Below are 23737 nucleotides of genomic sequence, written 5' to 3' on the forward strand. Positions count from 1 at the left end.
TGGAGAAATGGAGGCTTCATGAAAGGCTATCTCGGAGTTATTCTACATGCCCATCTTCCCTTTGTTCGGCATCCTGAGTATTCCCGGTTTCTGGAAGAAGACTGGTTGTACGAGGCGATTTCTGAAACCTACCTACCGCTTCTTCGAATGTTCGGTAGGCTTAAGGCTGATAAGGTTCCCTTTCGTCTGACCATGTCGATCAGTCCGACACTGTCGGATATGCTTGCGGACGATCTTCTTCAGCAGCGCTATGTAGATCATGTGAACAGGCTTATCGAGCTTGGCGAAAAAGAGGTAGAGCGCACGGCTTCCGATGGGGACTTCGCTCCCTTGGCGGCCATGTACCTGGGGCTTTACCGTCAAAACCTTTCCGACTTTGAGAACCTCTACAGGCGGAATATCCTCTCCGCTTTCCGTGCTTTTGAGAAAGATGGGTATATTGAAATCATCACCACGGCGGGAACCCATGCCTTCTTACCGCTTTTTCAGCAGTATCCCGAGGCCGTGGATGCCCAAATCAAAAGTGCCATTATCAGTCATGGGCGTAATTTCGGGACCCATCCCAAGGGTTTTTGGTTACCGGAATGCGGCTATTATCCGGATTTGGAAAAACTACTGAAAAGTTCTGATATTTCCTACTTTTTTACTGCGGCCCACGGTATCCTTCTTGCCGATAAAAAGCCCCGCTACGGAGTCTATGCACCTATGCAGCTTCCGAATGGTTTAACGGCCTTTGGGCGGGATTATCCTTCCTCCGAAGCCGTCTGGAGCAACAGCGACGGATATCCCGGTGATTATGTCTATCGGGAGTTTTATCGCGATATCGGCTATGATCTTCCGATGGAGTATATCCGCCCCTATATTCACGAGCCTGGGGTACGGGTGTATACGGGTTATAAATATTATGCGATCACCAGTGCCGGTGATGATAAGCGTCCCTATCGTCACGAGGTCGCTTTACGAAAAACCCAAGAACATGCGGAAAATTTTCTTTACCAGCGTCAGAACCAGGTTCGTAAACTGGAGGCGTTGATGGATAAGCCTCCCTTTGTTATCTGCCCTTATGATGCCGAGCTCTTTGGTCATTGGTGGTTCGAAGGGATCGACTGGCTGGAAAATCTCTTCCGCAAGATTGCGAAATCCGGGGACGGGCTTGAAATGATCACCCCCTCGGATTATCTGAAGCGACACGACAATCATCAGGAGGGCACGCCCAGTTTTTCCAGCTGGGGGAACAAAGGCTATGCCGAGGTTTGGCTCGACGGCAAAAACGACTGGATCTATCGGCACGTTCATAAGGCGATAGAGCGTATGATCGAACTCGTTGACCGCTACCCCGATGAAAGTGGCCTGAAGGAGCGGGTGCTCAATCAGGCCTCCCGTGAGGTTCTGTTAAGCATGGCTTCGGACTGGCCCTTCATCATGAAGACGGGAACGACCGTTCCCTATGCCGAAAAGCGAATACGCGAACATCTTCATAACTTCAACTTCATCTATGAAAATCTTTGCCGCAACACGGTGAATACCGAGTGGCTGACGAGGATTGAAAAGAAGAACAACATTTTTCCCGATGTCGATTACCGCCTCTTCCGCAAGCGTTAACCATCCCTTTTAGTGTCCCCCGGCAAGGGTGAACAGTTCTTCGCCTCCTACCAGCTCCAAGTGGTAGAAGGATGAGCGTTCTCCCTTTGTCTCTTTTCTGGTGATTTTGAATACCCTGTAGACAATCATTCGATGACTTGCCAAGGGAAGCCGAACCGCGCCCCCATTCATATCCACCAAAGCATTAAAAGCTACAGAACCGTTAATTTCTTGAGTATCTCCATCGGGATAAACGAGATAGTGGCTTTCAATAAACATATACCATAGTGACATGGGAAAACGAATCTCTCTACTAAACTTCTGTTGAGCAGTGATCTCTCTCTTTTTTTCTTTGCGCTCTTGCAAATTGGGGGCTTTGGTTGACTTTTCGGGCCGTTGGGATAGTATAAAAGGGGAAAAGGTGGGAAGAAGTGGGAGAAAATAGGAGAAAGTGGCAGTAAGATGTTCATGGGGGAATATCGTAACTCCATAGACGAGAAGGGACGCCTCATGATTCCCTCTCGCCTTCGGTCAGAGGTGACCGGCAACGTGGTCGTTGTAACCCGTGGTGTCGATACCTGCCTTTGGCTCTTTCCCCCGGAGCAGTGGAAAAAGATTGCCCATTCGATCATGGGCTCGTCGTCGCTGTTTAAGTCCAAGACGCGATTGCTGCAGCGGCGCATCATCGCTCCCGCTCAGGAGTGCGAGATAGACCGTTCCGGAAGAATCACCATTCCGCCCACCTTGCGGGATTCTGCCGGAATAGAATTGAAGAAGGAGGCGGTCATACTGGGAATCGATTCTTATCTTGAGGTGTGGGATACCGATGCCTATCGTTCCTACCTCGATGAAAGCGAAAGCGAATTCCTCGCTGCGGCTGAAGAGCTTGGCGATGTGCTCGCAACGCCCTCGGAGTGATTTTAGGTATGACAGGGACGTTCATGGATATTGTTCATCGGTCGGTAATGGCGGAGGAGGCTTTTCATTATCTCTCTCCAGCCCTTGAAAAGGGATTGCTTGTTGATTGTACCCTCGGGGAGGGGGGGCATAGCGAGCTGTTCCTTTCCCGGCTTCCGGGTTGCCGGATTGTCGGACTGGATGCCGATGAAAAGATTCTGGAAGTTGCCAGACAGCGACTTGCGCCCTTTGGGGAAAGGGTGCGTTTGTTCAACACCTGGTTTAATGTTTTCTTCCGGGATTATCCACTGGGAGATGAACGTCCCGACGCCGTTTTATTCGATCTCGGTATTTCTGTTTTTCATTATGAGAGATCGGGCAGGGGGTTTTCCTTCCGAGAGGATGAGCCCTTGGATATGCGGCTTGAAGCACACCTCGAGCAGTCGGCTGCGGATATTATCAACACATATCCGGAGAAAGAGTTGGCCGATCTTATATTCCGTTTTGGGGAAGAACGTTTGTCGCGGCGTTTTGCCTCCGCCATTGTGGCTCGACGGCAAAGTAAACCCTTTACCACAACCAAAGAACTCGAAGAGGTCATTTGGACGGCATCACCACAGTCGTATCGTCATGGCCGGATTCACCCCGCAACCAGAACATTTCAGGCCCTTCGTATTGCGGTTAATGGTGAGCTCGCCAGGCTGGAATCGGCCTTGGGGGATGCTTTTGCCAGGTTGCGACCCGGCGGTATGATGGGGGTGATAAGTTTTCACTCCCTGGAGGACCGGATTGTGAAGCACTTCTTTTTGGATAAAAAGAAAGGGTGCATATCCTCTTCTGGCGCGCCGATAGATAGTGATAGGGGAGTAACTGCGGCTGAAATTCTGACAAAGAAGCCGTTACGCCCGACGGAAGAGGAAGTAAGGGTCAATGCCCCGTCGAGAAGTGCCAAATTTCGTGTTGTCCGAAAGTTGATTGATGAGGATAGATAGATGAACAACAAACGGGTATTTATTTTATTGATTGCGGCTGCGTTGCCCGTATCTGCATTTTTGTTGGTGGATCAGGTCTATCGCTACGATCATCTGATGGGACAGGTCGACCTGCTCCATGCACGCCAGACCGAGCTATTTGAAGAGAATAAAAGAACCGTTGTCAATATTGCCATTCTGCGGGCCCCTGAACGAATCGATCGTATTGCCCGAGAACTGGGCTTAAAAAAAGGAAGCGGTCGATCACTTTTGGAAATAACGTTGCCTTCCATACGGAGGGCTTCAGATGGATAAAAAAACGGAAGGTTTTTCAGCCCGAGAGGCTGCCGCCATTATCGGTGCCGCAGTCTTTTCTCCCTCCGAGAGAAAAACTGTTACGATCGACGGTGTTGCCATCGATTCCCGGAATGTGAAACCCGGGAATCTTTTTGTCGCTCTGGAGGGGGAACGTGCGGATGGTCACCACTATCTTTCCGAAGCTGCTCGGGCTGGGGCTTCCGCTGTATTGGTTGATCACGAAAAAAGTGCTTGTGTCGAAGGGGGGTGGGCAGCCTTTGCAACGCACTCCGGACTTGTCGTTATGACTGTTGAAGATCCACTTGTTGCACTACAACGGCTTTCCCGGTGGTGGATCGACCGCTTCGATACCCTCGTTCGGATAGCTGTGACCGGAAGCAGCGGTAAAACCACGACAAAGGAACTTCTCGGTTCGGTTTTGTCGATGAAGGCTCCCACCGTGGTAAACCCGGGGAACCTCAACTCGGAGATTGGGTTACCATTGGCACTCTTCGGCGTTGGTCCTGCCGATCATTTTGGTGTTTTTGAGCTTGGTATCAATCGAATCGGTGAGATGGAGCTGCTTTCCTCGCTCTACCATCCTCAGCATCTTCTTATTACCAATATCGGTACCGCACATAGCGGTCCTCTCGGCGGTAAGGAGGGTGTCTTTCGGGAAAAGACAAAGGTCCTTGCGCACATGCAGGGAGAGGGCTTTGTCTTTTATCCCGAAGATGATGATCGTATCGATGCGCTGAAAAGTCGGTATCCCTCTCTTGCCTTTCGCCCGTATGGTCCTGCCACCCTTACAGGACTCGAGACCGTTGAAGATCTTGGGACGGAAGGATGGCTCCTTCGGTACCGTGGGGTCTCGATTCACTATCCCCTCCTTGGGCAGCACAACCTGCAAAATGGCTGTGGTGTTATCGCCCTTGCTTTCGAACTTGGGGTATCTCCCGAGCTTATAGGAGCTGCCTTATCGGCCGCCGCTCCCGTCGCCGGGAGATGCCGCCTGCTGCGTGGGGCAATTTCGGTTCTTGATGATTGTTATAACGCAAATCTCGATTCCTCCGAACGGGTTTTTGAATATATCGCATCACTGCCGTGGGACGGACGCAAGGTTATTGTTTTCGGTTCAATGAAAGAGCTTGGCTCCTCAAGCCTTGATGCTCACCGGGCGGCAGGGCAAGCCATTGCCTCCTCCGGTGTCGATGCTGTTTTTCTGTACGGAGAGGAAACATCGGAGAGCTTTCGGGAAATTTCAGACCAGGGAAGCATGTCGCAAATCCTTCATTTTTCCGAAAATCAATTTGATGAACTTTCCGAGAGGCTCCTTGCTTTTGTAAGGGAGGGCGACCTTGTCCTGCTTAAGGGAAGCAGAACAATGGGACTTGAACGATTGATACCTCTTTTGCAGCACGAGGAAAAGGAGTTTCTCCATGCTTAAAGAATTGTTACTACCTTTGGTTTCTCGCTTTTCCGCCTTTAATGTATTTCAGTACATCACCTTTAGAAGTGCCTATGCAGCGGTAACCGCCCTTTTTATCTCTTTTCTTTTCGGCCCCTGGCTTATCAGGAAATTGAAAAACCGCAAGGCTGAGCAGGTGATCAGAGAAGATGGTCCTGCGACCCATCTTGCTAAGAGCGGTACGCCGACCATGGGTGGTTTGATGATTCTTCTTTCTCTCTCTGTTTCCGTACTGCTCTGGCAGGATATCAGCAATAGTTTTACCTGGATTGCTTTGATATCGCTGCTTGGATTTGGGCTTATCGGATTCGTTGATGATTATCTGAAAATCTTTCGCAAGAGTTCCGAAGGTCTGCAGGCACGTTTTAAATTTTCCGCTCAAGTGCTTCTTTCTTTGCTTATTATGGTGGTTCTCTATATCAACGGTAATGCGCATACCACACTCTTGTATTTACCTTTTTTAAAGAATCCGGTTTTGGATATGGGACTCTTTTATATTCCCTTTGGGATGTTGATTTTGGTGGGAACCAGCAATGCGGTTAATCTTACCGATGGCCTCGACGGTCTTGCTTCCGGGCTGATCCTTCTGGTGGGGCTTCCCTTTGCCGCCATCAGCTATATCTCGGGGCGGGCCGATTTTGCCGCATATCTTCAGATTCCCTATTTACCGGAAAGTGCGGAACTTACGGTACTCTGCTTTGCCCTTGCGGGTGCAAGCATCGGTTTTCTCTGGTATAACGCACACCCTGCCGAAATTTTTATGGGTGATACCGGCAGCCTCTCGTTAGGCGGTGTTATCGGTGTCATTGCGCTTATGACAAAAAAGGAGATTTTACTGGTAATAATCGGAGGAGTTTTCGTCCTCGAAGCGCTTTCGGTTATTATTCAGGTGGTTTTTTTCAAGCTTCGTGGGAAACGGGTGTTTCGTATGGCCCCGCTTCATCACCATTTTGAAAAGAAGGGCTGGGACGAAACAAAGGTCGTCGTCAGGTTCTGGATCCTCGGAGGGCTGTTTACCATTCTCAGCCTCTCAACCTTGAAGATTCAGTAAAGGAGAAGCATGAACGGGCTCTTTGCAGCGGAAAAGATTGAACGAAAAAACAGTGACCTTATCCTCCTCGTACTCATGCTGCTGCTTGCCGGTATTGGAATCGCGGCGCTTTATTCGGCTTCCTATTTCTATGCGGAACGAGCCTTCGGCAATCCTCGACATTTTCTGGATCGTCATCTTGTGTTCCTTGTTATAGGCCTGGTTCTTTCGGTGGTTTCTTCCCGGCTTTCTCTTGATTTCTGGGAAAAAAGTGTCCCCCTTATTCTGGGCGGAACACTTTTTCTTATGGTGCTTACCTTCATTCCCGGCATCGGCAGGGAAATCATGGGGGCTCGACGCTGGATTCTTCTCGGCGGCAACTCTTTTCAACCTTCGGAGCTTGTCAAGTTTGCCGTGGTGCTCTATGTGGCACGAATCATGAGTAAGAAGGAACACCGTCTTGACGATTTCGGCAACGCAGTCCTTCCTCCTCTCCTTTTGGTCGGGGGCTTTACCGCGCTGATCTATTTGCAGAACGATTTTTCCACAGCGGCCTTTGTTCTTCTGATTGCCCTTATCATGTTTTTTGTCGCAGGAGTCAGGCTGATTCACTTTTTTCTCCTCTTTATTACGATTTTTCCAATTCTTGCCATGCTTTTGTTTACCAAGGAACATCGAGTGCGAAGGCTTCTTGCCTTCCTCGATCCCTATGGCGACCCTGTGGGAACGGGATACCAGGTTCTTGCCTCTCAGACAGCCCTCAGCCGCGGGCACTTGTGGGGAAGTGGGCTCGGTATGGGAACAAAAAAGCTGGGAGGGCTTCCCGAGGCTCATTCCGATTTTGTTTTTGCCGTATTCGGAGAAGAGACGGGGTTTCTCGGCGTTCTTTTCGTTATAGCACTTTTTACCGCCTTTGCGGTTCGCGGCTATATGACCGCTTTCAAAATACGGGATAAAAACGGTTTTGGTTTTTACCTTGTGTTCGGTCTTACATCCGCTATTTTTTATCAGGCACTGCTGAACATGGCGGTGGTGTGCGGATTAGTTCCCGCGACGGGTCTTCCGCTTCCCCTTTTCTCGAACGGGGGATCTTCAGTGCTTGTGACCATGATGATGTTTGGTATCATCCTTGGTGTTTCCAGGGAAGCTGAATTGGATAGGAGCTTACGTTCATGAGCAGCATTGCCTATTGGCAGGATTCGGTTAGAAGAAAAAACAGCGAATCCGCCAACGGACTTGAAAAGATCTTCTTTGTCGTTATCCTCTTTCTGTTTTTGGTTCTATTTGGGGAGCTGTGTTTTCACTTTGTCATTTCTCCCCGCCTGGTGGTGAATGATATCACTATCCATGTCGGACGTTCCTTTCCTCTTTCCAATTCCGAGATACTTTCGATAGCCGGTATCGATTCCGGAGGCTCTTATCTTGCTATCGATCCGCAAATCGTGGCACGAAAACTTGAATCCGTGCCCTTTATCGCTAAGGCGGCCGTGGAGAAAAGGTTTCCCGGTTCCCTTTCGGTTTCCATCACCGAGCGTATTCCCGTCGCCTCCACCATTGCCGAGCTTGACGGACGAAGTGTTCCTCTTTTCGTATCTGCAGACGGAGCCTTATTCCCCTATCCTGGTAAGGAGAGTTCGGGGATGCCGGTACTCTCCGGTATTGAGATTCCGAAGTTATCGGGGCGAATGTTCCTTCCTTCCACACTTGTCTCTTTTCTTTCGGATCTGGAAACGGTAAGAAATACTTCTCCTGAGCTCTACCGGTTGATATCTGAGCTAAAATTCATTAAAAAGGACGGTGATGATTACGAAGTGCTGCTCTTTCCCGCACACAGGAAAGTTAGGGTTCGAATAGGGACTTCCATCGATGAGCAGCTGCTGACCTATATAATGATGGTTCTCGACGTGGTGTCGCAACAGAACATGGTTGATAAACTTGATGAGATCGACTTCCGGACGGGGGAAGTGGTCTACAAGATTAGGGAGGAGTGACTTGCCGGTTGATGATATGATCGTTGGGCTTGATATCGGGACGACCAAGGTGTGTGCCGTTATCGGCGAATTCGATGAAAATAACCGGCTCCAGATCACCGGAGTTGGAACAAGTCCTTCGGAAGGACTTCGCCGGGGAGTCGTTATCAATATCGAATCGACAATGCGGTCGGTGACCTCCGCAATTGAAGCCGCCGAGATGATGAGCGGCCGCGAGGTGCTGCATTTGGTTACCGGCATTGCCGGTGCGCACATCGAGGGCATCAACTCACGGGGCGTTGTTGCGGTCACCGGTAAGGGACGGGAGATCAACCGTGAGGATATCGGGCGTGTTATTGATGCGGCCAAGGCGATCGTCATCCCCATGGACCGCGAGGTGATTCATGTTATTCCGCAGGAGTTTGTCGTAGATGACCAGGGAGGGATCAAGGACCCCCTGGACATGATTGGTATTCGACTGGAGGCGGAGGTCCATATTGTTACCGGTTCGGTGACCAGCGCCCAGAATTTGCTTAAGTGTGTGAACCGTGCCGGTTTTCGGGTGAAGGATATTGTCCTTCAGCCTCTGGCTGCTGCGGGAGCGGTTCTCACCGAAGAAGAAAAAGAGATGGGTGTTCTGCTAATCGATCTTGGGGGGGGGACTACCGATATCCTCGTGTACATCGATGGTGCTCCCTACCACACCAACGTGCTTGCCCTTGGTGGCGGGCAGGTTACCAGCGATCTCTCCTTCATGCTGAAGATTCCCAACGAGGCAGCCGAACGTATTAAACGGGAGTCCGGGGTCTGTTATCTGCCCCTTGTCGACAAGGATGAGGATGTGGTGATTCGCGGTATCGGCGGCTGGCCGTCGGTAACGGTTCAGCGCCGTGAGGTGTGTAAGATCATCCAGCCGAGAATGGCCGAGATTTATAACCTGGTCAAAGAGCAGTTGATGAAAAAGGATTACCTGCGTCATCTCGGCGGCGGGGTGGTTCTCACCGGCGGAGGAGCAATGATCCCCGGTGCGGCGGAGCTTGCTCAGGAGATATTCGGAAGACGCGCAAGGGTCGGCGTTCCGACGAAATTGGGCGGGCTTTCCGATGTCTATCAGACACCGATCTACTCTACTGCGGTAGGCCTTGTTCTTTATGAGGCCGCCCAGATACAGAGCGAGGGGGGAGCTTCCGTCTCTCCGAGGAGAAGCGGAAGCGGTATGATGGCGAAATTGAAAAACTGGATGAAGGAGTTTTTCTAACATAGAGATTGAAAATAGCTAACGGCCGAAGAGGGAATGTGTGGTGTGTTCGCTCTTCGGTAAAAGGCACTTTAGATGCTTCTGGGAGGGGGCTATGCAGATTGAAGTTGTTGAACAGGGATCCTTTGAGATGGATCAGAGCGAACCTACGGTCATCAAGGTGGTCGGGGTGGGCGGAGGCGGAAGTAATGCCGTCAACCGCATGATCGAAAGCGGCCTGAAAAAGGTGGAGTTTATTGCGATAAACACCGATCTTCAGGCCCTCAGCCGTTCGAAGGCAAAGATAAAGTTGCCGATTGGCGAAAAGGCAACTGGCGGGCTCGGTGCCGGAGGCGTTCCCGATAAGGGACGGGAGGCTGCCGAGGAGTCGAAAGAGGAGATCGCCAAGATCCTTCGCGGGGCCGATATGGTCTTCATCACCGCCGGCATGGGCGGTGGGACCGGAACAGGAGCCGCTCCCGTTGTTGCGCAGATCGCCAGGGAGCTCGATGCTCTTACCGTTGCCGTGGTAACCAAGCCCTTTGATTTTGAGCGCAAGCGGAAGATGATGCTTGCCGAAGAGGGGATCGCGCGACTGCGGGAACAGGTAGATACCCTCATAACCATTCCGAACCAGTACCTATTGAAAATCGTGGAGAGAAATACCACCATTCGCGAAGCCTTCATGCTTGCCGATGATGTGCTCCGTCAGGGGGTTCAGGGGATTAGTGAACTTATCACCGAGCCTGGTGAGATTAATATCGATTTTGCCGATGTCAGGACCATCATGAAGGGAAGAGGCGATGCCCTCATGGGAATTGGTGTCGGTACCGGGGACAATCGTGCCGTTGATGCGGCGACCAACGCCATCAACAATCCTCTGCTTGAGGATGCGCGCATCGAAGGGGCCAAGGGTATCCTCGTAAATGTGACCGGAGGGCTCGATCTTTCCTTGACCGAGTATGAAGAGGTTATCAAGATCATCACCGCCAATGCGGACGATGACGCTCTCATTATTCCCGGACAGTCTGTTGACGAATCCTTGGAAGATACCATCACCGTGACGGTTGTCGCCACGGGATTCGACGCCGCGAGCGAGAAGATCATTCCCGAAGTTCCCGAAGAGCAGAATGAAGAGGTGATCCAGTACGAAGATTGGATCAAGCTCCAGCGGGGTATGAGCCAGGGAGTCAGTCCAAGTTATCTTCTCGGGCGGAATTCGGAAGATGGAGATTTGGGGATTCCCACGGTACTGCGGGACCGCAAGGCCGCTGGACAGCAGGGCGAAAAATAGCAGGCAAAGGGTATGACCGGTAAGACGCTTTTGCGGGATTATGATGCTCATCTCGGTGCCGTTCTTTCCTTGGCACCCCTAAGCCGGGAGAGCTATGTTTCCGCTATCTCACGTCTTCTCGGCTGGCTTGAGGAAGAAGGAAAGAACCCTTTCTCGGCCAGTGATGCCGATTTGGTCGACTATCTTACCCTCCGTTTTGAGGAGGGAAGCGATAAACACACCATTGCCAAATTGGTGTCGATCATGCGAAGTTTTTTTGATTTTCTTGTTTCGGAGGAGTACCGGCAGGATAATCCTGCACGGATGGTAGACGCTCCCAAGCTGGGACGCAGTCTCCCTTCGGTATTGAGCATAGAAGAGGTTGAAGCCTTCCTTAATGCCATCCCTCTGGAAACTCCTGAGGGGCTGCGGGATCGTGCGCTTTTCGAACTCATCTATTCGGCCGGCTTGCGGGTTTCCGAGGCTGTAGGCCTCTCAGCTGGATCGCTTTACCTTCGGGATGGGATTATCAGGGTTACAGGAAAGGGTTCGAAGCAACGTGTCATCCCCTTAGGGGATGAGGCCCGAAAATGGATCGGACGCTATCTTACCGATGCCCGGCCCCTTTTAGCAAAGAGTTTTCATCCCACAGATGCTTTATTCCTCAGCAGAAGGGGAACACCCCTCTCCCGTAAAAACGTGTGGAAGCGTTTTAAACAGTTCTCGCTTCTTGCCGGGGTCGATGGAAAGGTACACACCCTGCGTCACAGCTTCGCCACGCATTTGCTTGCCGGGGGAGCCGATCTTCGTTCCGTTCAGGAACTGCTTGGCCATTCCGATATCTCGACCACCCAGATCTACACCCATATCGATGATCCGACCCTCCGTAATACCCACGAACAGTTTCATCCTCGGGGCTCTTGTGCTGCCTCTCATGATGAATCGTCGGAGGGCTATCCCGATGTATAGAAAGAAGGAGGTCTCTATGAATAAAAAACGCTGTTTTCTTCTACTCCTTCTTCTTCCTCTCCTATTTCCTTCCTGTTCCCGGGGAGGAGATAAAATGCTCCAGCTGCTTACCTCTACCGAACGGGAGGGGTATCGGGATGAGGGTGTCGATGCAAAGAAGATTGATGAATTGGAAAAGGCCATCCGTCGCTACGATAGCGATATCGAAAAGCGTGTACAGGATACCGGCCAGCTTGGACTCTATTATCGAATCCTTGCACTGGATTTGATGGAAAAGAAGATGTACGGTCCGGCTCTCGAGCAGTTTACAAGGGCTCTCGACATCTATCCTGCAAATCCTGTCCTGTTCTATTATGCAGGGCTGTGTCGAGGCTATATTGCAAAGGCCGAAGGTGATAAGGCATTGCGGGAAAAAGGGATCGAGGAGGCTTCCTTTTATCTTGAACGAGCGGTGGAGCTTGACGGCAGATATGAAAGCGCTTTGTACGCCTCTGCCGTTCTGGCCCTCTACGATATGGATGATGTGGTAGAGGGGGAACGGCGAACCCTACGGCTTTTGAAGGTATATCCGAACCATGTCGGGGGAAAGTTCCTGCTCGCCCGTATTCGAATCCTTGAGGGCTTTCCACAGGAAGCGGCCCAGCTCTATAAGGAGATCGGTGAGAGCAAACAGGCAAGCGAGGAACAGAAGACAAAGGCCAGGGAAAACCGTTCGGCAATCTTGGAGGGAAGTTATGAATGATATCCGGTTTGACGTCGGTATATCGCTTCTTCCCGGCCTTCGTAGTGCCGAGCGACTTATGCTTTCCGAGATTATTCCCGATCTGCGGGAACTTTTGCGCCTGGGGCGATTCGATCTCCAGGCTTTGATTGGCAGACGCCTTCATTTCGAGAATGAACAGTTGCTGAATATCGAGAAAGACATCGAAGAGGTGATCCAGGGGGTAAAGGCCCTAGGTGCATCCATTATCTCCTACTGGGATTCTCGCTATCCGGTTCTGCTGCGGGAGATTTATGATCCGCCCTATCTCTTATATCTCCGTGGTTCATTACCCGCTCCGGCCGATCCTGCCGTTGCCGTGGTCGGTACCCGGAAAGATGATCCCTCTTCGATAGCCGCTGCCTTCTCTTTTTCCGCAGAGCTGGCGCTCTCTTCCGTTCCCGTTGTTTCGGGGCTTGCCAGGGGAATCGATAGGGCCGCCCATGAAGGGGCCCTCAGCGGTGGGGGCTACACCCTTGCGGTTCTTGGTTCAGGTGTCGATCGCATCTATCCAGAGGCCCATCATCGGCTTGCGGAACGCATTCTCGCCGAGGGCGGGGGGCTTGTCAGTGAGTATCCTCCGGGAACGGCGCCCCTACGTTTCCACTTTCCCGCAAGGAATAGAATCATCTCCGGTATCTGTCGTTCTACCGTGGTGATAGCCGCCCCAACGAAGTCCGGTGCTCTCATTACAGCGGACTATGCCTTGGAACAGGGACGCGACCTTTTCGTTCATCGCTGCGGGGTGGAACGGGAAGCCTTTCGAGGTACCCTGCATCTCGAGCGAGACGGGGCCACTGTGCTTGAGCACGGAAGTGACCTGCTTCGTTATTGGGGTAGGGATGGCTGCCGGACTATTGTCGGAGGCGAGGAAGCAAGAGAACCTTCTTCCTTTGCCCGGTTGGTGAGGCAGGAAATAGAGGGCGACCTCTTTTTCTACAGCGGAACATGGTTTTCCGCCTTTCAGGGGGACCGAAAGAATGCCTGAAACCGAAAAAAGCGAAATTCGATCGTTGGTAGACACGTATCTTCGCTACCTTGTTGCGGTTAGGACCCTTTCTCCCCGTACGGTCGATGCCTACGGTGTTGATCTGGACCGATTCTGCCGCTTCGTCGAAGATGAAGGCTGCGGGCTCGAGCTCTCCCCCTCCCTGGTGAGACGTTTCGTTGCCGAACTCAAAGATGCTTTGAGCCCCGCCTCCTGCGCACGGGCCCTCTCCTCCATCCGGGGCTTCTACCGTTATGCAGTGAAGCAGGGAGCTGCTGTATCGAATCCCTTTGCTTCGGTAAGGGGTAAAGGGCGGGAACGGCGTCTTCCCGAGGTTCTCAGCGAGGTAGAAGCCTCCGAACTTCTGTCGTTTTCGGAAAATGGATTCATAGGAGTACGGGACAAATTGCTTATGGAACTCTTGTACAGTACCGGCGCCCGTGTCTCCGAGGCTGTTGGAATAGATATGCTTGATATAGATACGAAAAAAAGAACGGTAAAACTCTTGGGAAAGGGAGATCGCCAAAGGATTGCCTATCTGGGGCCCCAGGCAATGTCTGCACTTGCTGCCTACCTTCCCTATCGAAGAGAGCGGGTCGCATCGGATAAAAAAGACGCTGTTCAGGCACTTTTTCTCAATGCGCATGGAGAAAGATTGACCAGACGAGGTGCCGGTTTTATCTTAAGAAAACATCAAGAACGACTTGCTTCGGGAAAACGGCTGCATCCCCATCTCTTTCGGCATAGTTTTGCAACCCACCTCCTCGATCGGGGAGCGGATATCAGAACGGTTCAGGAATTGCTAGGTCATGCCGATCTCTCCACCACCGGGATCTATACTCATGTTTCCCTGAAGCGGCTTCAGGATGTTTATCGAAATGCACATCCCCATGGATCTACAGGTTCTGTCGGGAAAAAGGAGCAGAAATCATGAGCGAAGAAAAGAGCCTCACCATGCATGCGACGACGATCCTCGCCGTCAGGCGTGAGGGAAACGTGGCAATGGCCGGTGACGGACAGGTAACATTGGGCCAGACACTAATGAAGGGAAATGCCCGAAAGGTTCGTCGGATATACGACGGAAAGGTTCTTGTCGGCTTTGCAGGAGCCACTGCGGATGCCTTTACCCTTTTTGAGCACTTTGAAGGAAAGTTGAAACAGCATGGCGGAGACATTACGCGTTCTGCGGTGGAGCTTGCAAAGCTCTGGAGGACCGATCGTGCCCTTCGCCGTTTGGAGGCAATGCTGCTTGTGGCCGATCATACCAAAACATTGCTTATCAGCGGAACCGGTGATGTAGTAGAGCCGGAAAACGAGGCTATTGCCATCGGCAGCGGCGGTAATTTCGCCTACGCCGCTGCTCTTGCCTATCTTGATGCCTCTGATCTTTCTCCGAAGGAGATTGCCCTTCGTGCGATGAAGATCGCCTCCGGTATCTGTATCTACACCAACGACCAGTTCATTCTGGAGGAGATAGTATGAAACAGGATTTTGACACGATGACACCCCGCCAGATTGTCACTGAGCTGGATAAGTATATTGTCGGTCAGGAAAAGGCGAAAAAGGCCGTTGCAATTGCCCTGCGAAACAGGGTCAGGCGTCGTATGCTGGCCGAAAATCTAAGGGATGAAATCGCGCCGAAGAATATCATCATGATAGGCCCGACCGGCGTAGGAAAGACCGAAATAGCCCGAAGACTTTCGAGGCTTAGCGGTGCGCCGTTTATCAAGGTTGAAGCGACGAAATATACGGAAGTCGGTTATGTGGGGCGGGATGTCGAATCCATGGTCAGAGACCTCATGGCCGTTTCTCTGAATATGGTTAAGGCCGAGATGTCCGAGGGGGTCAAGGAGGAGGCCGAAAACCGGGCGGAGGAGGCCCTTCTTGACCTTTTGCTTCCGGGCATTGGGGGAGATCCTTCTGTTCCCGAGGTCGGTGGCGGGCAGGGTGCTACCCGAGAAAAATTCAGGACCATGTTGAGGGAAGGAAAACTGGACGATAAACTTGTGGAAGTCCAGGTCAGTGGCGGTTCCTTTCCCACCATAGAAGTCTTTAGCGGTCAGAGCCCCGAGGCAATGGATGTTAACTTCGGAAATCTCGGTTCAATCTTCGGAGGCGGTAAGAAGCGCAAACGGGTGAGAGTCGAACAGGCGAAAAAGATCCTGCTTGACGAAGAGATGGATAAATTGATCGATACCGAGCGGGCCGGAGATATCGCCAGGGAGCGATGCGAGCAGATGGGCATCATCTTTATCGATGAAATTGACAAGGTTGCCGTGAAATCGGACCAGGGTGGTGCCGACGTAAGCAGGGAAGGGGTCCAGCGGGATATCCTCCCCATTGTGGAAGGTTCGACCGTCAACACCAAGTACGGTATGATCGATACCAGTCACATCCTCTTCATTGCTGCCGGTGCCTTTCATACCAGTAAGCCGAGTGATCTGATTCCCGAGCTCCAGGGGCGATTTCCTCTGCGTGTGGAACTCGACGACCTCGATGCCGACGACTTTGTCAGAATTCTGACCGAGCCTGAAAATGCCCTGACCAGGCAATATATCGAACTCTTGAAAACCGAAGGGGTGGATATTGAGTTTACCGATCCCGCGATCAGAAAGCTGAGCGAGATTGCGGCTGAGGTGAATGCCCGGACCGAGAATATCGGAGCACGGCGTCTTCACACCATTATGGAACTGCTGCTGGAGGAGGTCTCCTTTACCGCTCCCGAGCTTAAAGGGCAGAAGATACCGATTACCCCCGAGTATGTGGAGAGCCAACTCGGAGATATTGTGCAGGATCAGGACCTTGCACGGTACATCCTGTAGAAGATGGTAAAGAGGGATGGATATCGGACCGATGATAAGAACGGAGGCAAAGGATGTTTCTGAATAATAGTTTTGGAAAAACCCTCGATGTTTTGCACCGTTCCATGGATGTGGAGATGCTCAGGCGTCAGGTGATGGCGAATAATATTGCCAATGCCGATACGCCGAACTATAAACGGAGTGTCGTTAATTTCGAATCGCAGCTCGCCAGGGCCCTCGATTCTGAAAAGGTAACCAAGCCTCAGGCGGCCCTTACCAATGAGCGTCACATTCCATTTAATCGTGTCCAGAATTATCGTGATGTCCGGCCCAAACGGGTCCTGGATTACCTGAGTGAATCGGACAACAACGGTAATAATGTGGACGTGGAGGAGGAGAGTATGCTTCTTCTTCAGAATCAGTTGCGATACGACATGATGAGCAGGGTTGTTGCAGGGGAATTTTCCCGGGTCAACATCGTTCTGCGTTAGTAAGGAGATAGAGTATGGGCCTTTTTAGCAGCATCAACGTGGCGGCCACCGGCATGAGCGCCCAGCGCTTACGTCTGGATGTGGTGAGCGATAATATTGCCAATGCAAGCACGGCGAGAACCCCCGAAGGGGGGCCCTTCAGACGCAGTCGGGTTATTTTTCGAGCACGTAACAGCCAGCCTTACTGGCGGAGTCCTTTTCTTCCCACCGCCCTTGATAATGGTGTGGGGCGAGGGGTTCGTGTTGCTTCTGTTCAAAAGGATATGGATGCAAAGCCCAAGCTGGTCTACGATCCGACCCATCCCGATGCTATTCAGACGGGTCCGAAAAAGGGTTACGTTGAAATGCCCAACGTCAATATTGTGGAGGAGATGGTGGACATGATGAGTGCCAGCCGCTCCTATGAGGCGAATGTGGCCGTGGTGAACGGAAGCAAGGCAATGTTCATGCGGGCCCTCGAGATTGGGAGGTAATAGATGAGTGCGATTACAGGAGCCGCCGTCGGTGATATCGTCAGGCTGGCAAAAACCAACCCTTCACATCTTTCCGGAATCGTGCACGCCAATGAGGAAAAAGTTGATGCTCCCATGGTCGGGCAGGATTTCGGATCCCTGGTGGAAAAGGCCCTCACCGGGGCCAGTAACCAGGAGCAGGAGGCCAATGCCCTTGCCCAGCAGTTTATTACCGATCCCGATAGTGTGGATGTTCACGATGTCACCATCGCCATGGGAAAGGCGAATATGGCGGTATCGATGACCAAGAGTGTTGTTGACGAAGCCTTGAAAGCGTATCGTGAGATTATAAACCTGAGATAGTAATCGATTTTGTGCTCTCAACGGGGAAGAGAGCGCATAATCGTCAGAGAGGATATGGGAGGGGACATGAACGAATGGTTGAAAAAGAGTATCGACCAGCTGAAAGCCTTATGGGGAAAGTGGTCGATGGTGCAAAAGCTCATTCTCGCAGCGGTGGTAGTGGTGGCCGTGGTGGGGATTGTGCTGATGTTGCATGTCAGTGCGACACCGAGCATGGTGCCTTTGATAACGGCGCCCATTACAGACCAGGATAAACTGGACAAGATTAGTGTTCGTCTTGATGAAGAAGGGGTTGAACATACAATAACCGCCGAGGGATTGATCCTTGTTCCCGATAAGCGAACGGCCCAGCGAATGGTCTCGATTTTGGCCCGGGAAGATTTAATCCCTGCAGATACCTCTCCCTGGGATATCTTTAAGATGGACCGCTGGACCCTTACGGACTTCGAACGGAATGTGAACCTCCGGAGGGCCATCACCGAAAACCTCGAACAGCATATAGAAGCACTTGAGGATGTAGACAATGCGCAGGTAACCCTGGTTTTACCCGAAGACAAGCTTTTTCAGGAAGACCAAAATCCTGTTACCGCTTCGGTCATTATTACCCCCAGACCGGGTTCTGATATCACCCAAAGCCGATCCAAAATTGAAGGAATCGTAAAACTGGTACGCCTGGCAGTAGAAGGTTTAAAAGATGAAAACATCGTTATTAGCGACCAGCGTGGTGTTGTTCTGAACGATTTTGCCGACATGGCCGATTTTGATCGTCTGGAACTTTCGAAGCGGCAGCTTGACCAGAAGCAGCGGCTTGAGGCTACTTACAAGAATCAGATCTTCACAGAGATGAGTCAGATATTCGGTTCCGATCGTGTCAGCATCCTCAAGGTTGATATCGATCTCGACTTCCGAAAGGAAACGGTCTCCACCGAAGAACATTTCCCCGTTACCACCGTAGAGGATAATCCCAATACCCCTTACAACGAGCGCGAATATGTACTCTCCATTCCCCGTTCCAGTGAGATTGTCAAGGAGGAGTTTAAGGGGACCGGATTCAATCCCGAGGGTCCTCCGGGACAGGAAGGGCAAACCCCTCCTGCCTACAAGGACATGAATAATCTCGTGGGAAACTACAACAAGAATTCCGAAATCATTAATCAGGAAGTCAATACGAGGAATATCGTCGAAGAGAAGAGTCCGTGGACCATTCGTCGCATCACTGTCGGTGTGGCCGTCGACGGAGTGTGGCGTTGGAGCTACAATGAAAACGGAACGGTGAAACTGGACACCGACGGTTCCATCGAGCGGGAATACACACCGGTCTCCGACGAAGATCTGAATAAGGCCCAGACCCTTATCGAGCATGCGGTCGGCTTCAACAGGGAACGGGGAGATTCCGTCACCGTTCAGCACATCCAATTCGATCGTTCCAACCAATTTGCCCAGGAAGATGAACATTTTCGGGCCCAGAAACGACTGCAGCAGGCGATCCTCTACTCGATTATCGGCCTCGCTGTCATCATCGTCGCCTTTATCGTGTTCAGGCTGATAAGTAGGGAACTTGAGCGGCGAAGAAGACTTCGGGAAGAAGAGCTTGCCCGTCAGCATCAGATGATGCGGGAAGCGGCCCTGCGGAATGCGGAAGAGGAAGAGATGGAAGTGGCCATGTCGGTGGAAGAGCGGGCTCGCATGGAGATGCAGGAAAACGCCATCAATATGGCGCGGGAGCATCCGGAGGATGTCGCTCAGCTGATACGGACCTGGTTGGCGGAGGAGTAGCGTATGGCAAAACAGAGCGGAGGTCAGGCCGCCGCTGCCGGCGGGAAAAAGATCAAAAAAGAGCTTTCGGGACGACAGAAGGCTGCTATTTTCCTCGTTACCCTCGGTTCGGAGATCTCCGCCGAGATCTTCAAGCATATGCGGGAAGACGAGATCGAAACCCTTACCTTCGAGATCGCGCGGCTTGATAATGTGGATTCTGAGGACCGGGATAGGGTCCTGATGGAGTTCAAGGAGCTTATGATGGCTCAGGACTTCATTACTTCCGGTGGTATAGACTATGCTCGGGAACTTTTGGAAAAAAGCCTCGGCAGCCAAAAGGCGGTGGATATTATCAACCGTCTCACCAGCAGCCTACAGGTGCGTCCCTTCGATTTTATCAGACGCACCGATCCTGCCCACCTGATGAACTTCATCCAGCAGGAGCATCCACAGACCATTGCCTTGATTCTGGCCTATCTGGAACCTGCTAAGGCTTCGGCCATTCTGGGCAGTCTTTCCCACGAACTCCAGTCCGATGTCGCCAAGCGAATAGCCACCATGGATAGAACCAGCCCCGAGACCTTACGTGAGGTGGAACGGGTGCTCGAGAAAAAGCTTTCGACCCTTTCCAGTGAGGATTTTACCGCTGCCGGTGGTGTTGAGAATATCGTCGAGATCATCAACCTCGTGGACCGCACCACCGAGAAGGCGATCATCGAATCCCTTGAGGAAGAGGATCCCGAGTTGGCAGAAGAGATCAAAAAGCGAATGTTTGTCTTCGAGGATATCGTTCTTCTCGACGACCGGGCGATCCAGAAGGTACTCAGGGAAGTGGATACCGCCGAGCTTGCAAAGGCCTTGCGCGGCGTAGAGGCGGAGGTCCAGGACAAGATCTTCCGGAACATGTCCAAGCGAGCATCCGCACTTCTGAAGGAAGAGATGGAATACATGGGACCGATCAGGCTCAAGGATGTGGAAGAGACCCAGCAGAAGATTGTCGCCATCATCAGGAAGCTCGAAGATCAGGGAGAAATTGTTGTGGCCCGCTCCGGCGAAGACGAGATGGTCGTCTGATTTCGCGGGAGATAGGACCGGGAGGATATCGATTTGGCCAAGAATGTGTTTCGTTCCCAGGAGGTTGCAACCTTACAGGATAAGGTTGTGCTGCAAACTCCTTTCCAGCCCATGATCGAGGAAGAGATTCCTGCGGCGGTGGAGGAGTATACCGGACCCACCGCCGATGATCTGCGACGGGAAGCCGAGCTTTTCCGACAAAACTGGGAGCAGGAAAAGCAGCACATGATGGAAAGCGCCGAACAAGAGGCGAAGCAAATCGTTTCCGACGCCGAGGAGAGGGCTTTTGCCGAGGTAAAACAAAAAGGAGACGAGGCGCGCAAAACAATCCAGGATGCGGAAGAGGATGCTCGCCGTATCTTGGAGGATGCCCGCCACCAGGCCGAACAGGCGACTGCCGATGCCGATACTGCGGCCTCCGCGGTTCGGGAGGCCGCACGGAAAGAGGGGTATGAGGAAGGAAGACAGGCTGGATACGATGAGGGGCTTGAGGATGCCCACCGTCTTGCCGAACAGCTTCAGCGGGTTCTCGACAAGGCGATCGAAAAGCGAACCGCCATCATCGAAGAATCGGAGACCCAGATTATCGAGTTGGTTTTGATGATCGCCAGGAAGGTTGTGAAGGTGATCAGCGAAAACCAGAAAAACGTGGTTGTCAACAACGTCATCCAGGCCTTGAGAAAGCTTAAAAGCCGGGGAGAGGTCCTTGTCAGGGTCAACCTCGAGGATGTGGAACTTGCCAGTGACCGCATCAAGGATTTTATCCGTATGGTTGAAAATGTACGGGCCGTTACTGTTGTAGAGGATTCCACTGTGGATCGGGGGGGCTGTGTTATCGAGACCGATTTCGGTGAAATCGATGCCAGAATCTCCAGTCAGCTGAAAGAGATTGAGGATAGAATTCTGGAGCTGGCTCCCATACGCAGTCGTACGAATGAGGAGCTCGAGGTATGACCGCTCTTTTTCAGAAATATACCGATGTTCTGGAACGAATGGATCCGATCAAGGAGATTGGTACCGTCCGTGAGGTCAAGGGGCTGCTTGTGGAGAGCCACGGACCCCAGGTCGTTGTCGGAGAATTATGTCAGATCCTTACCTCGGGAGGGGAGCCGGTATGGGCCGAGGTCGTCGGTTTTCGGGACAGAACCGTTCAGCTGATGCCCTTCGAATCAATGGACGGAATCGAGCCTGGCTCCCAGGTCGTAGCGATGGGTGAAACTCTTTCCGTTCCCGTTTCCGAAAAGATGCTTGGGAGGGTCCTTGATGCCATGGGCCGCCCCATTGACGGAAAGGGGCCGGTCGGCGGGGCTGAAAGCGTCTCCACGGTCAACACCCCTCCAAATGTACTGACTCGTAAGCCAATCAAGCGTCAGATGGTTACCGGGGTCCGGGCGATCGACACCATGACCCCTATCGGCAAAGGACAGCGCATTGGTATCTTTTCGGGAAGCGGAGTGGGAAAATCGACCCTTTTGGGGATGATCGCGCGCAACACCTCGGCCGATATCAATGTCATCGCCCTCATCGGGGAACGAGGACGGGAGGTCCAGGAGTTTATCGAGTACGACCTCGGGCCTGAAGGGCTCGAGCGTTCCATTCTCGTTGTCTCCACCGGTGATACCGCTCCTTTGAGCCGACTTCGCGGAGCCTTTGTGGCTACCACCATCGCCGAGCATTTTCGTGACAAGGGTGCGGATGTCATGCTCTTGTTCGATTCGGTTACCCGCTTTGCCAGAGCCCAGCGTGAGATTGGCCTTGCGGTCGGAGAACCTCCCGCCACCAGGGGCTACACGCCCTCCGTTTTTTCCACCCTTCCGAAGCTGCTTGAGCGCTGCGGGACAGGAGAGCGGGGAACTATTACCGGTTTTTATACCATCCTTGTGGAGGGCGATGATATGGATGAGCCGGTTGCCGACGCCGTTCGTGGTATTCTGGATGGACATATCGTCTTGAGCAGGAAGTTGGCCCAGGCCTATCGTTATCCTGCCATCGATGTGCTTGCCAGTTTAAGCCGTCTCGGAACGAAGATCACCTCTCCTTTGGTCCAGAAGGCCTCAGGAAAGCTTAGATCGCTTCTCGCGGTCTATACCGACGCCGAGGATCTGATCAATGTCGGAGCCTATGCCGAAGGCAGTAATTCCGCCATCGACGAGGCGATAGAAAAGATCGATGCGATTCGTGAATTCCTGGGACAAGGCATTACCGAAGCGGCACCGATCAGAGAAACCATAGCCCGTATGGGAGCGATTGCGGGAATTCCCATTCCTGAAGAGGAGCTGGACGCATATGAAACGGTTTCAATTCGCGCTTGAATCTATCCTGGAGCTTCGTCAATGGGAGGAGCGACAGAAGGAGATCGATCTCGGAAAGATCATTGGAGAATGTGTTACCGTCAGGCGTCAGATCGAAGAGCGTACCATGCAGGAGCGACAAAGTTTTCTCGACCGGCGAGACGGCTTCGATCTTGAGGAGCTTCTGGAGATTGAGCATTTCGGTCGTCGCATGCGATGCGAGCGACAGGAGCTTTCCATCAGACTGGAAGATCTCGAGGCAAAACGGGCCGAGGCTCAAGAGGAATTCCTCGAGGCTTCCCGTAAGCGCAAGGTCCTGGAGAAGCTGAAAGAACGGAAGGCCGAAATTCATAGAAAGCAGGAGCTGGCCGTACAGCAGAGGAGCCTCGACGAGATTGGTTCTTCTTTGTCGGTACGTGTAAGGCAAGGGAGGTAATTTGTGGCATCAGCGGCACAAACCGGAGCACGGATCTTTGTATTGGTTCTTCTCATCATAGTCCTGATCTTCTCCGGACTGCTTTGGTTCGATTATCTCGGCCTGATTCAGGTGAAACCGCTTTTTGCGCCGGTCCTGCACATGGTAGGGGTTGACGTTCCCGAAGAGCCTCCCGAAGCACAGAATCTGGACACCCTTATGCTCGAGAAGGAGCGTCTTTCCAAGCAGCTTGAGGCTCTCGATATTAGGGATGAAGAGCTCGATCGACGGGAGAGTGACCTTGATACCAGGGAAGCTGAGATCGAGCAAAAGCTGGAAGTGCTTCAGGAACGGGAAGATGGTCTGAAAGAACAAGAAAATTCGTTTAACCAAAGGCTGAAACTGTACGAAAATAAAAGAGCAAACCTGCGACAGGCGGCTCAATATTACGTCGGTATGCCGCCTCAGCAGGCCGTCGACCGTCTTTTGGAGATGGACGACCAGGATGTGATTGATATTCTTCGGACGGTTGAGGAGATAGCCCAGGAAAGTGGTGAGGCTTCCACCGTCTCCTACTGGCTGAGCTTGATGCCTGCGGATCGTGCCGCCGTCCTGAGCAGAAAAATGATCGTAAAGCCCTGACCGACGTCG

Annotated in this window: 26 protein-coding genes; 25 read left to right on the forward strand and 1 reads right to left on the reverse strand. The window is 52.2% G+C overall.

Translation table 11 applies throughout. From position 1 onward, the window contains the following. The first annotated feature begins 18 nt into the window (after nucleotides 1-18). A complete protein-coding gene (locus SPIRS_RS07805) occupies nucleotides 19-1602 on the forward strand; it encodes a glycoside hydrolase family 57 protein (protein WP_013254133.1) in 1584 nt (527 codons plus the stop codon). A gap of 9 nt (nucleotides 1603-1611) precedes the next feature. Here the strand turns inward: SPIRS_RS07805 and SPIRS_RS07810 are convergent, their stop codons facing one another. Next, nucleotides 1612-1875 (reverse strand): hypothetical protein, encoded by a 264-nt coding sequence (locus SPIRS_RS07810; protein WP_245537731.1) that lies wholly within the window; start codon nucleotides 1873-1875, stop codon nucleotides 1612-1614. A gap of 168 nt (nucleotides 1876-2043) precedes the next feature. On the opposite strand from SPIRS_RS07810, the gene mraZ reads away from it, so the two are divergent. The 24 genes from mraZ to SPIRS_RS07930 all read left to right on the forward strand — a co-directional run bounded on the left by mraZ (nucleotide 2044) and on the right by SPIRS_RS07930 (nucleotide 23728). Further along, nucleotides 2044-2499, forward strand: coding sequence for a division/cell wall cluster transcriptional repressor MraZ (mraZ, locus tag SPIRS_RS07815; protein WP_013254135.1), 456 nt, complete (start codon nucleotides 2044-2046; stop codon nucleotides 2497-2499). 23 nt (nucleotides 2500-2522) lie between these two features. Then, the gene (rsmH, locus tag SPIRS_RS07820; protein WP_041866255.1) at nucleotides 2523-3470 is read left to right on the forward strand and encodes a 16S rRNA (cytosine(1402)-N(4))-methyltransferase RsmH; all 948 of its coding nucleotides are present in this window, start codon (nucleotides 2523-2525) and stop codon (nucleotides 3468-3470) included. Beyond that, nucleotides 3471-3764 (forward strand): FtsB/FtsL family cell division protein, encoded by a 294-nt coding sequence (locus tag SPIRS_RS07825; RefSeq protein ID WP_013254137.1) that lies wholly within the window; start codon nucleotides 3471-3473, stop codon nucleotides 3762-3764. Next, nucleotides 3757-5193, forward strand: coding sequence for a UDP-N-acetylmuramoyl-tripeptide--D-alanyl-D-alanine ligase (locus SPIRS_RS07830; protein WP_013254138.1), 1437 nt, complete (start codon nucleotides 3757-3759; stop codon nucleotides 5191-5193). Before SPIRS_RS07825 ends, SPIRS_RS07830 begins: the two co-directional genes overlap by 8 nt. Further along, nucleotides 5186-6265, forward strand: coding sequence for a phospho-N-acetylmuramoyl-pentapeptide-transferase (mraY, locus tag SPIRS_RS07835; RefSeq protein ID WP_013254139.1), 1080 nt, complete (start codon nucleotides 5186-5188; stop codon nucleotides 6263-6265). The genes SPIRS_RS07830 and mraY overlap by 8 nt, the downstream gene beginning before the upstream one ends. A 9-nt stretch (nucleotides 6266-6274) precedes the next feature. Continuing rightward, complete coding sequence (gene ftsW, locus SPIRS_RS07840; RefSeq protein WP_013254140.1) at nucleotides 6275-7420, forward strand: putative lipid II flippase FtsW; 1146 nt, start codon at nucleotides 6275-6277, stop codon at nucleotides 7418-7420. Beyond that, on the forward strand, nucleotides 7417-8235 hold the full coding sequence (locus tag SPIRS_RS07845) for a cell division protein FtsQ/DivIB (protein WP_013254141.1): 819 nt from the start codon (nucleotides 7417-7419) through the stop codon (nucleotides 8233-8235). The genes ftsW and SPIRS_RS07845 overlap by 4 nt, the downstream gene beginning before the upstream one ends. A gap of 1 nt (nucleotide 8236) precedes the next feature. Beyond that, nucleotides 8237-9472, forward strand: coding sequence for a cell division protein FtsA (ftsA, locus tag SPIRS_RS07850; RefSeq protein WP_013254142.1), 1236 nt, complete (start codon nucleotides 8237-8239; stop codon nucleotides 9470-9472). 94 nt (nucleotides 9473-9566) lie between these two features. Then, nucleotides 9567-10745: a cell division protein FtsZ gene (gene ftsZ / locus SPIRS_RS07855; RefSeq protein WP_013254143.1), complete on the forward strand. Its 1179-nt coding sequence runs from the start codon at nucleotides 9567-9569 to the stop codon at nucleotides 10743-10745. 12 nt (nucleotides 10746-10757) lie between these two features. After that, a complete protein-coding gene (locus SPIRS_RS07860; protein ID WP_013254144.1) occupies nucleotides 10758-11693 on the forward strand; it encodes a site-specific tyrosine recombinase in 936 nt (311 codons plus the stop codon). 16 nt (nucleotides 11694-11709) lie between these two features. Continuing rightward, nucleotides 11710-12435: a tetratricopeptide repeat protein gene (locus SPIRS_RS07865; RefSeq protein WP_013254145.1), complete on the forward strand. Its 726-nt coding sequence runs from the start codon at nucleotides 11710-11712 to the stop codon at nucleotides 12433-12435. Then, nucleotides 12428-13441: a DNA-processing protein DprA gene (gene dprA / locus SPIRS_RS07870; protein WP_013254146.1), complete on the forward strand. Its 1014-nt coding sequence runs from the start codon at nucleotides 12428-12430 to the stop codon at nucleotides 13439-13441. Before SPIRS_RS07865 ends, dprA begins: the two co-directional genes overlap by 8 nt. Then, complete coding sequence (locus SPIRS_RS07875) at nucleotides 13434-14375, forward strand: tyrosine-type recombinase/integrase (RefSeq protein WP_013254147.1); 942 nt, start codon at nucleotides 13434-13436, stop codon at nucleotides 14373-14375. The genes dprA and SPIRS_RS07875 overlap by 8 nt, the downstream gene beginning before the upstream one ends. Next, a complete protein-coding gene (hslV, locus tag SPIRS_RS07880) occupies nucleotides 14372-14923 on the forward strand; it encodes an ATP-dependent protease subunit HslV (RefSeq protein WP_013254148.1) in 552 nt (183 codons plus the stop codon). Before SPIRS_RS07875 ends, hslV begins: the two co-directional genes overlap by 4 nt. Beyond that, nucleotides 14920-16263: an ATP-dependent protease ATPase subunit HslU gene (gene hslU, locus SPIRS_RS07885; RefSeq protein WP_013254149.1), complete on the forward strand. Its 1344-nt coding sequence runs from the start codon at nucleotides 14920-14922 to the stop codon at nucleotides 16261-16263. The genes hslV and hslU overlap by 4 nt, the downstream gene beginning before the upstream one ends. A 53-nt stretch (nucleotides 16264-16316) precedes the next feature. After that, entirely contained in the window at nucleotides 16317-16733 is a 417-nt protein-coding gene (gene flgB, locus SPIRS_RS07890) for a flagellar basal body rod protein FlgB (RefSeq protein WP_013254150.1), read from the forward strand. A gap of 14 nt (nucleotides 16734-16747) precedes the next feature. After that, the gene (gene flgC, locus SPIRS_RS07895; protein ID WP_013254151.1) at nucleotides 16748-17206 is read left to right on the forward strand and encodes a flagellar basal body rod protein FlgC; all 459 of its coding nucleotides are present in this window, start codon (nucleotides 16748-16750) and stop codon (nucleotides 17204-17206) included. Between the two features lie 3 nt (nucleotides 17207-17209). Then, complete coding sequence (gene fliE / locus SPIRS_RS07900) at nucleotides 17210-17548, forward strand: flagellar hook-basal body complex protein FliE (RefSeq protein WP_013254152.1); 339 nt, start codon at nucleotides 17210-17212, stop codon at nucleotides 17546-17548. 66 nt (nucleotides 17549-17614) lie between these two features. Beyond that, on the forward strand, nucleotides 17615-19324 hold the full coding sequence (gene fliF, locus SPIRS_RS07905) for a flagellar basal-body MS-ring/collar protein FliF (protein WP_013254153.1): 1710 nt from the start codon (nucleotides 17615-17617) through the stop codon (nucleotides 19322-19324). Nucleotides 19325-19327: 3 nt separating this feature from the next. Then, nucleotides 19328-20380: a flagellar motor switch protein FliG gene (gene fliG / locus SPIRS_RS07910; protein ID WP_013254154.1), complete on the forward strand. Its 1053-nt coding sequence runs from the start codon at nucleotides 19328-19330 to the stop codon at nucleotides 20378-20380. Between the two features lie 33 nt (nucleotides 20381-20413). Next, nucleotides 20414-21334 (forward strand): flagellar assembly protein FliH, encoded by a 921-nt coding sequence (gene fliH / locus SPIRS_RS07915; protein ID WP_013254155.1) that lies wholly within the window; start codon nucleotides 20414-20416, stop codon nucleotides 21332-21334. Continuing rightward, nucleotides 21331-22692, forward strand: a complete 1362-nt coding sequence (locus SPIRS_RS07920) for a FliI/YscN family ATPase (RefSeq protein ID WP_013254156.1) — start codon at nucleotides 21331-21333, stop codon at nucleotides 22690-22692. Before fliH ends, SPIRS_RS07920 begins: the two co-directional genes overlap by 4 nt. Further along, the gene (gene fliJ, locus SPIRS_RS07925) at nucleotides 22667-23107 is read left to right on the forward strand and encodes a flagellar export protein FliJ (RefSeq protein WP_013254157.1); all 441 of its coding nucleotides are present in this window, start codon (nucleotides 22667-22669) and stop codon (nucleotides 23105-23107) included. The genes SPIRS_RS07920 and fliJ overlap by 26 nt, the downstream gene beginning before the upstream one ends. Nucleotides 23108-23110: 3 nt before the next feature. Continuing rightward, nucleotides 23111-23728, forward strand: a complete 618-nt coding sequence (locus SPIRS_RS07930; RefSeq protein WP_013254158.1) for a periplasmic-type flagellar collar protein FlbB — start codon at nucleotides 23111-23113, stop codon at nucleotides 23726-23728. Nucleotides 23729-23737: the final 9 nt, after the last annotated feature.

The sequence above is a fragment of the Sediminispirochaeta smaragdinae DSM 11293 genome (assembly GCF_000143985.1).
GTDB lineage: Bacteria > Spirochaetota > Spirochaetia > DSM-16054 > Sediminispirochaetaceae > Sediminispirochaeta > Sediminispirochaeta smaragdinae.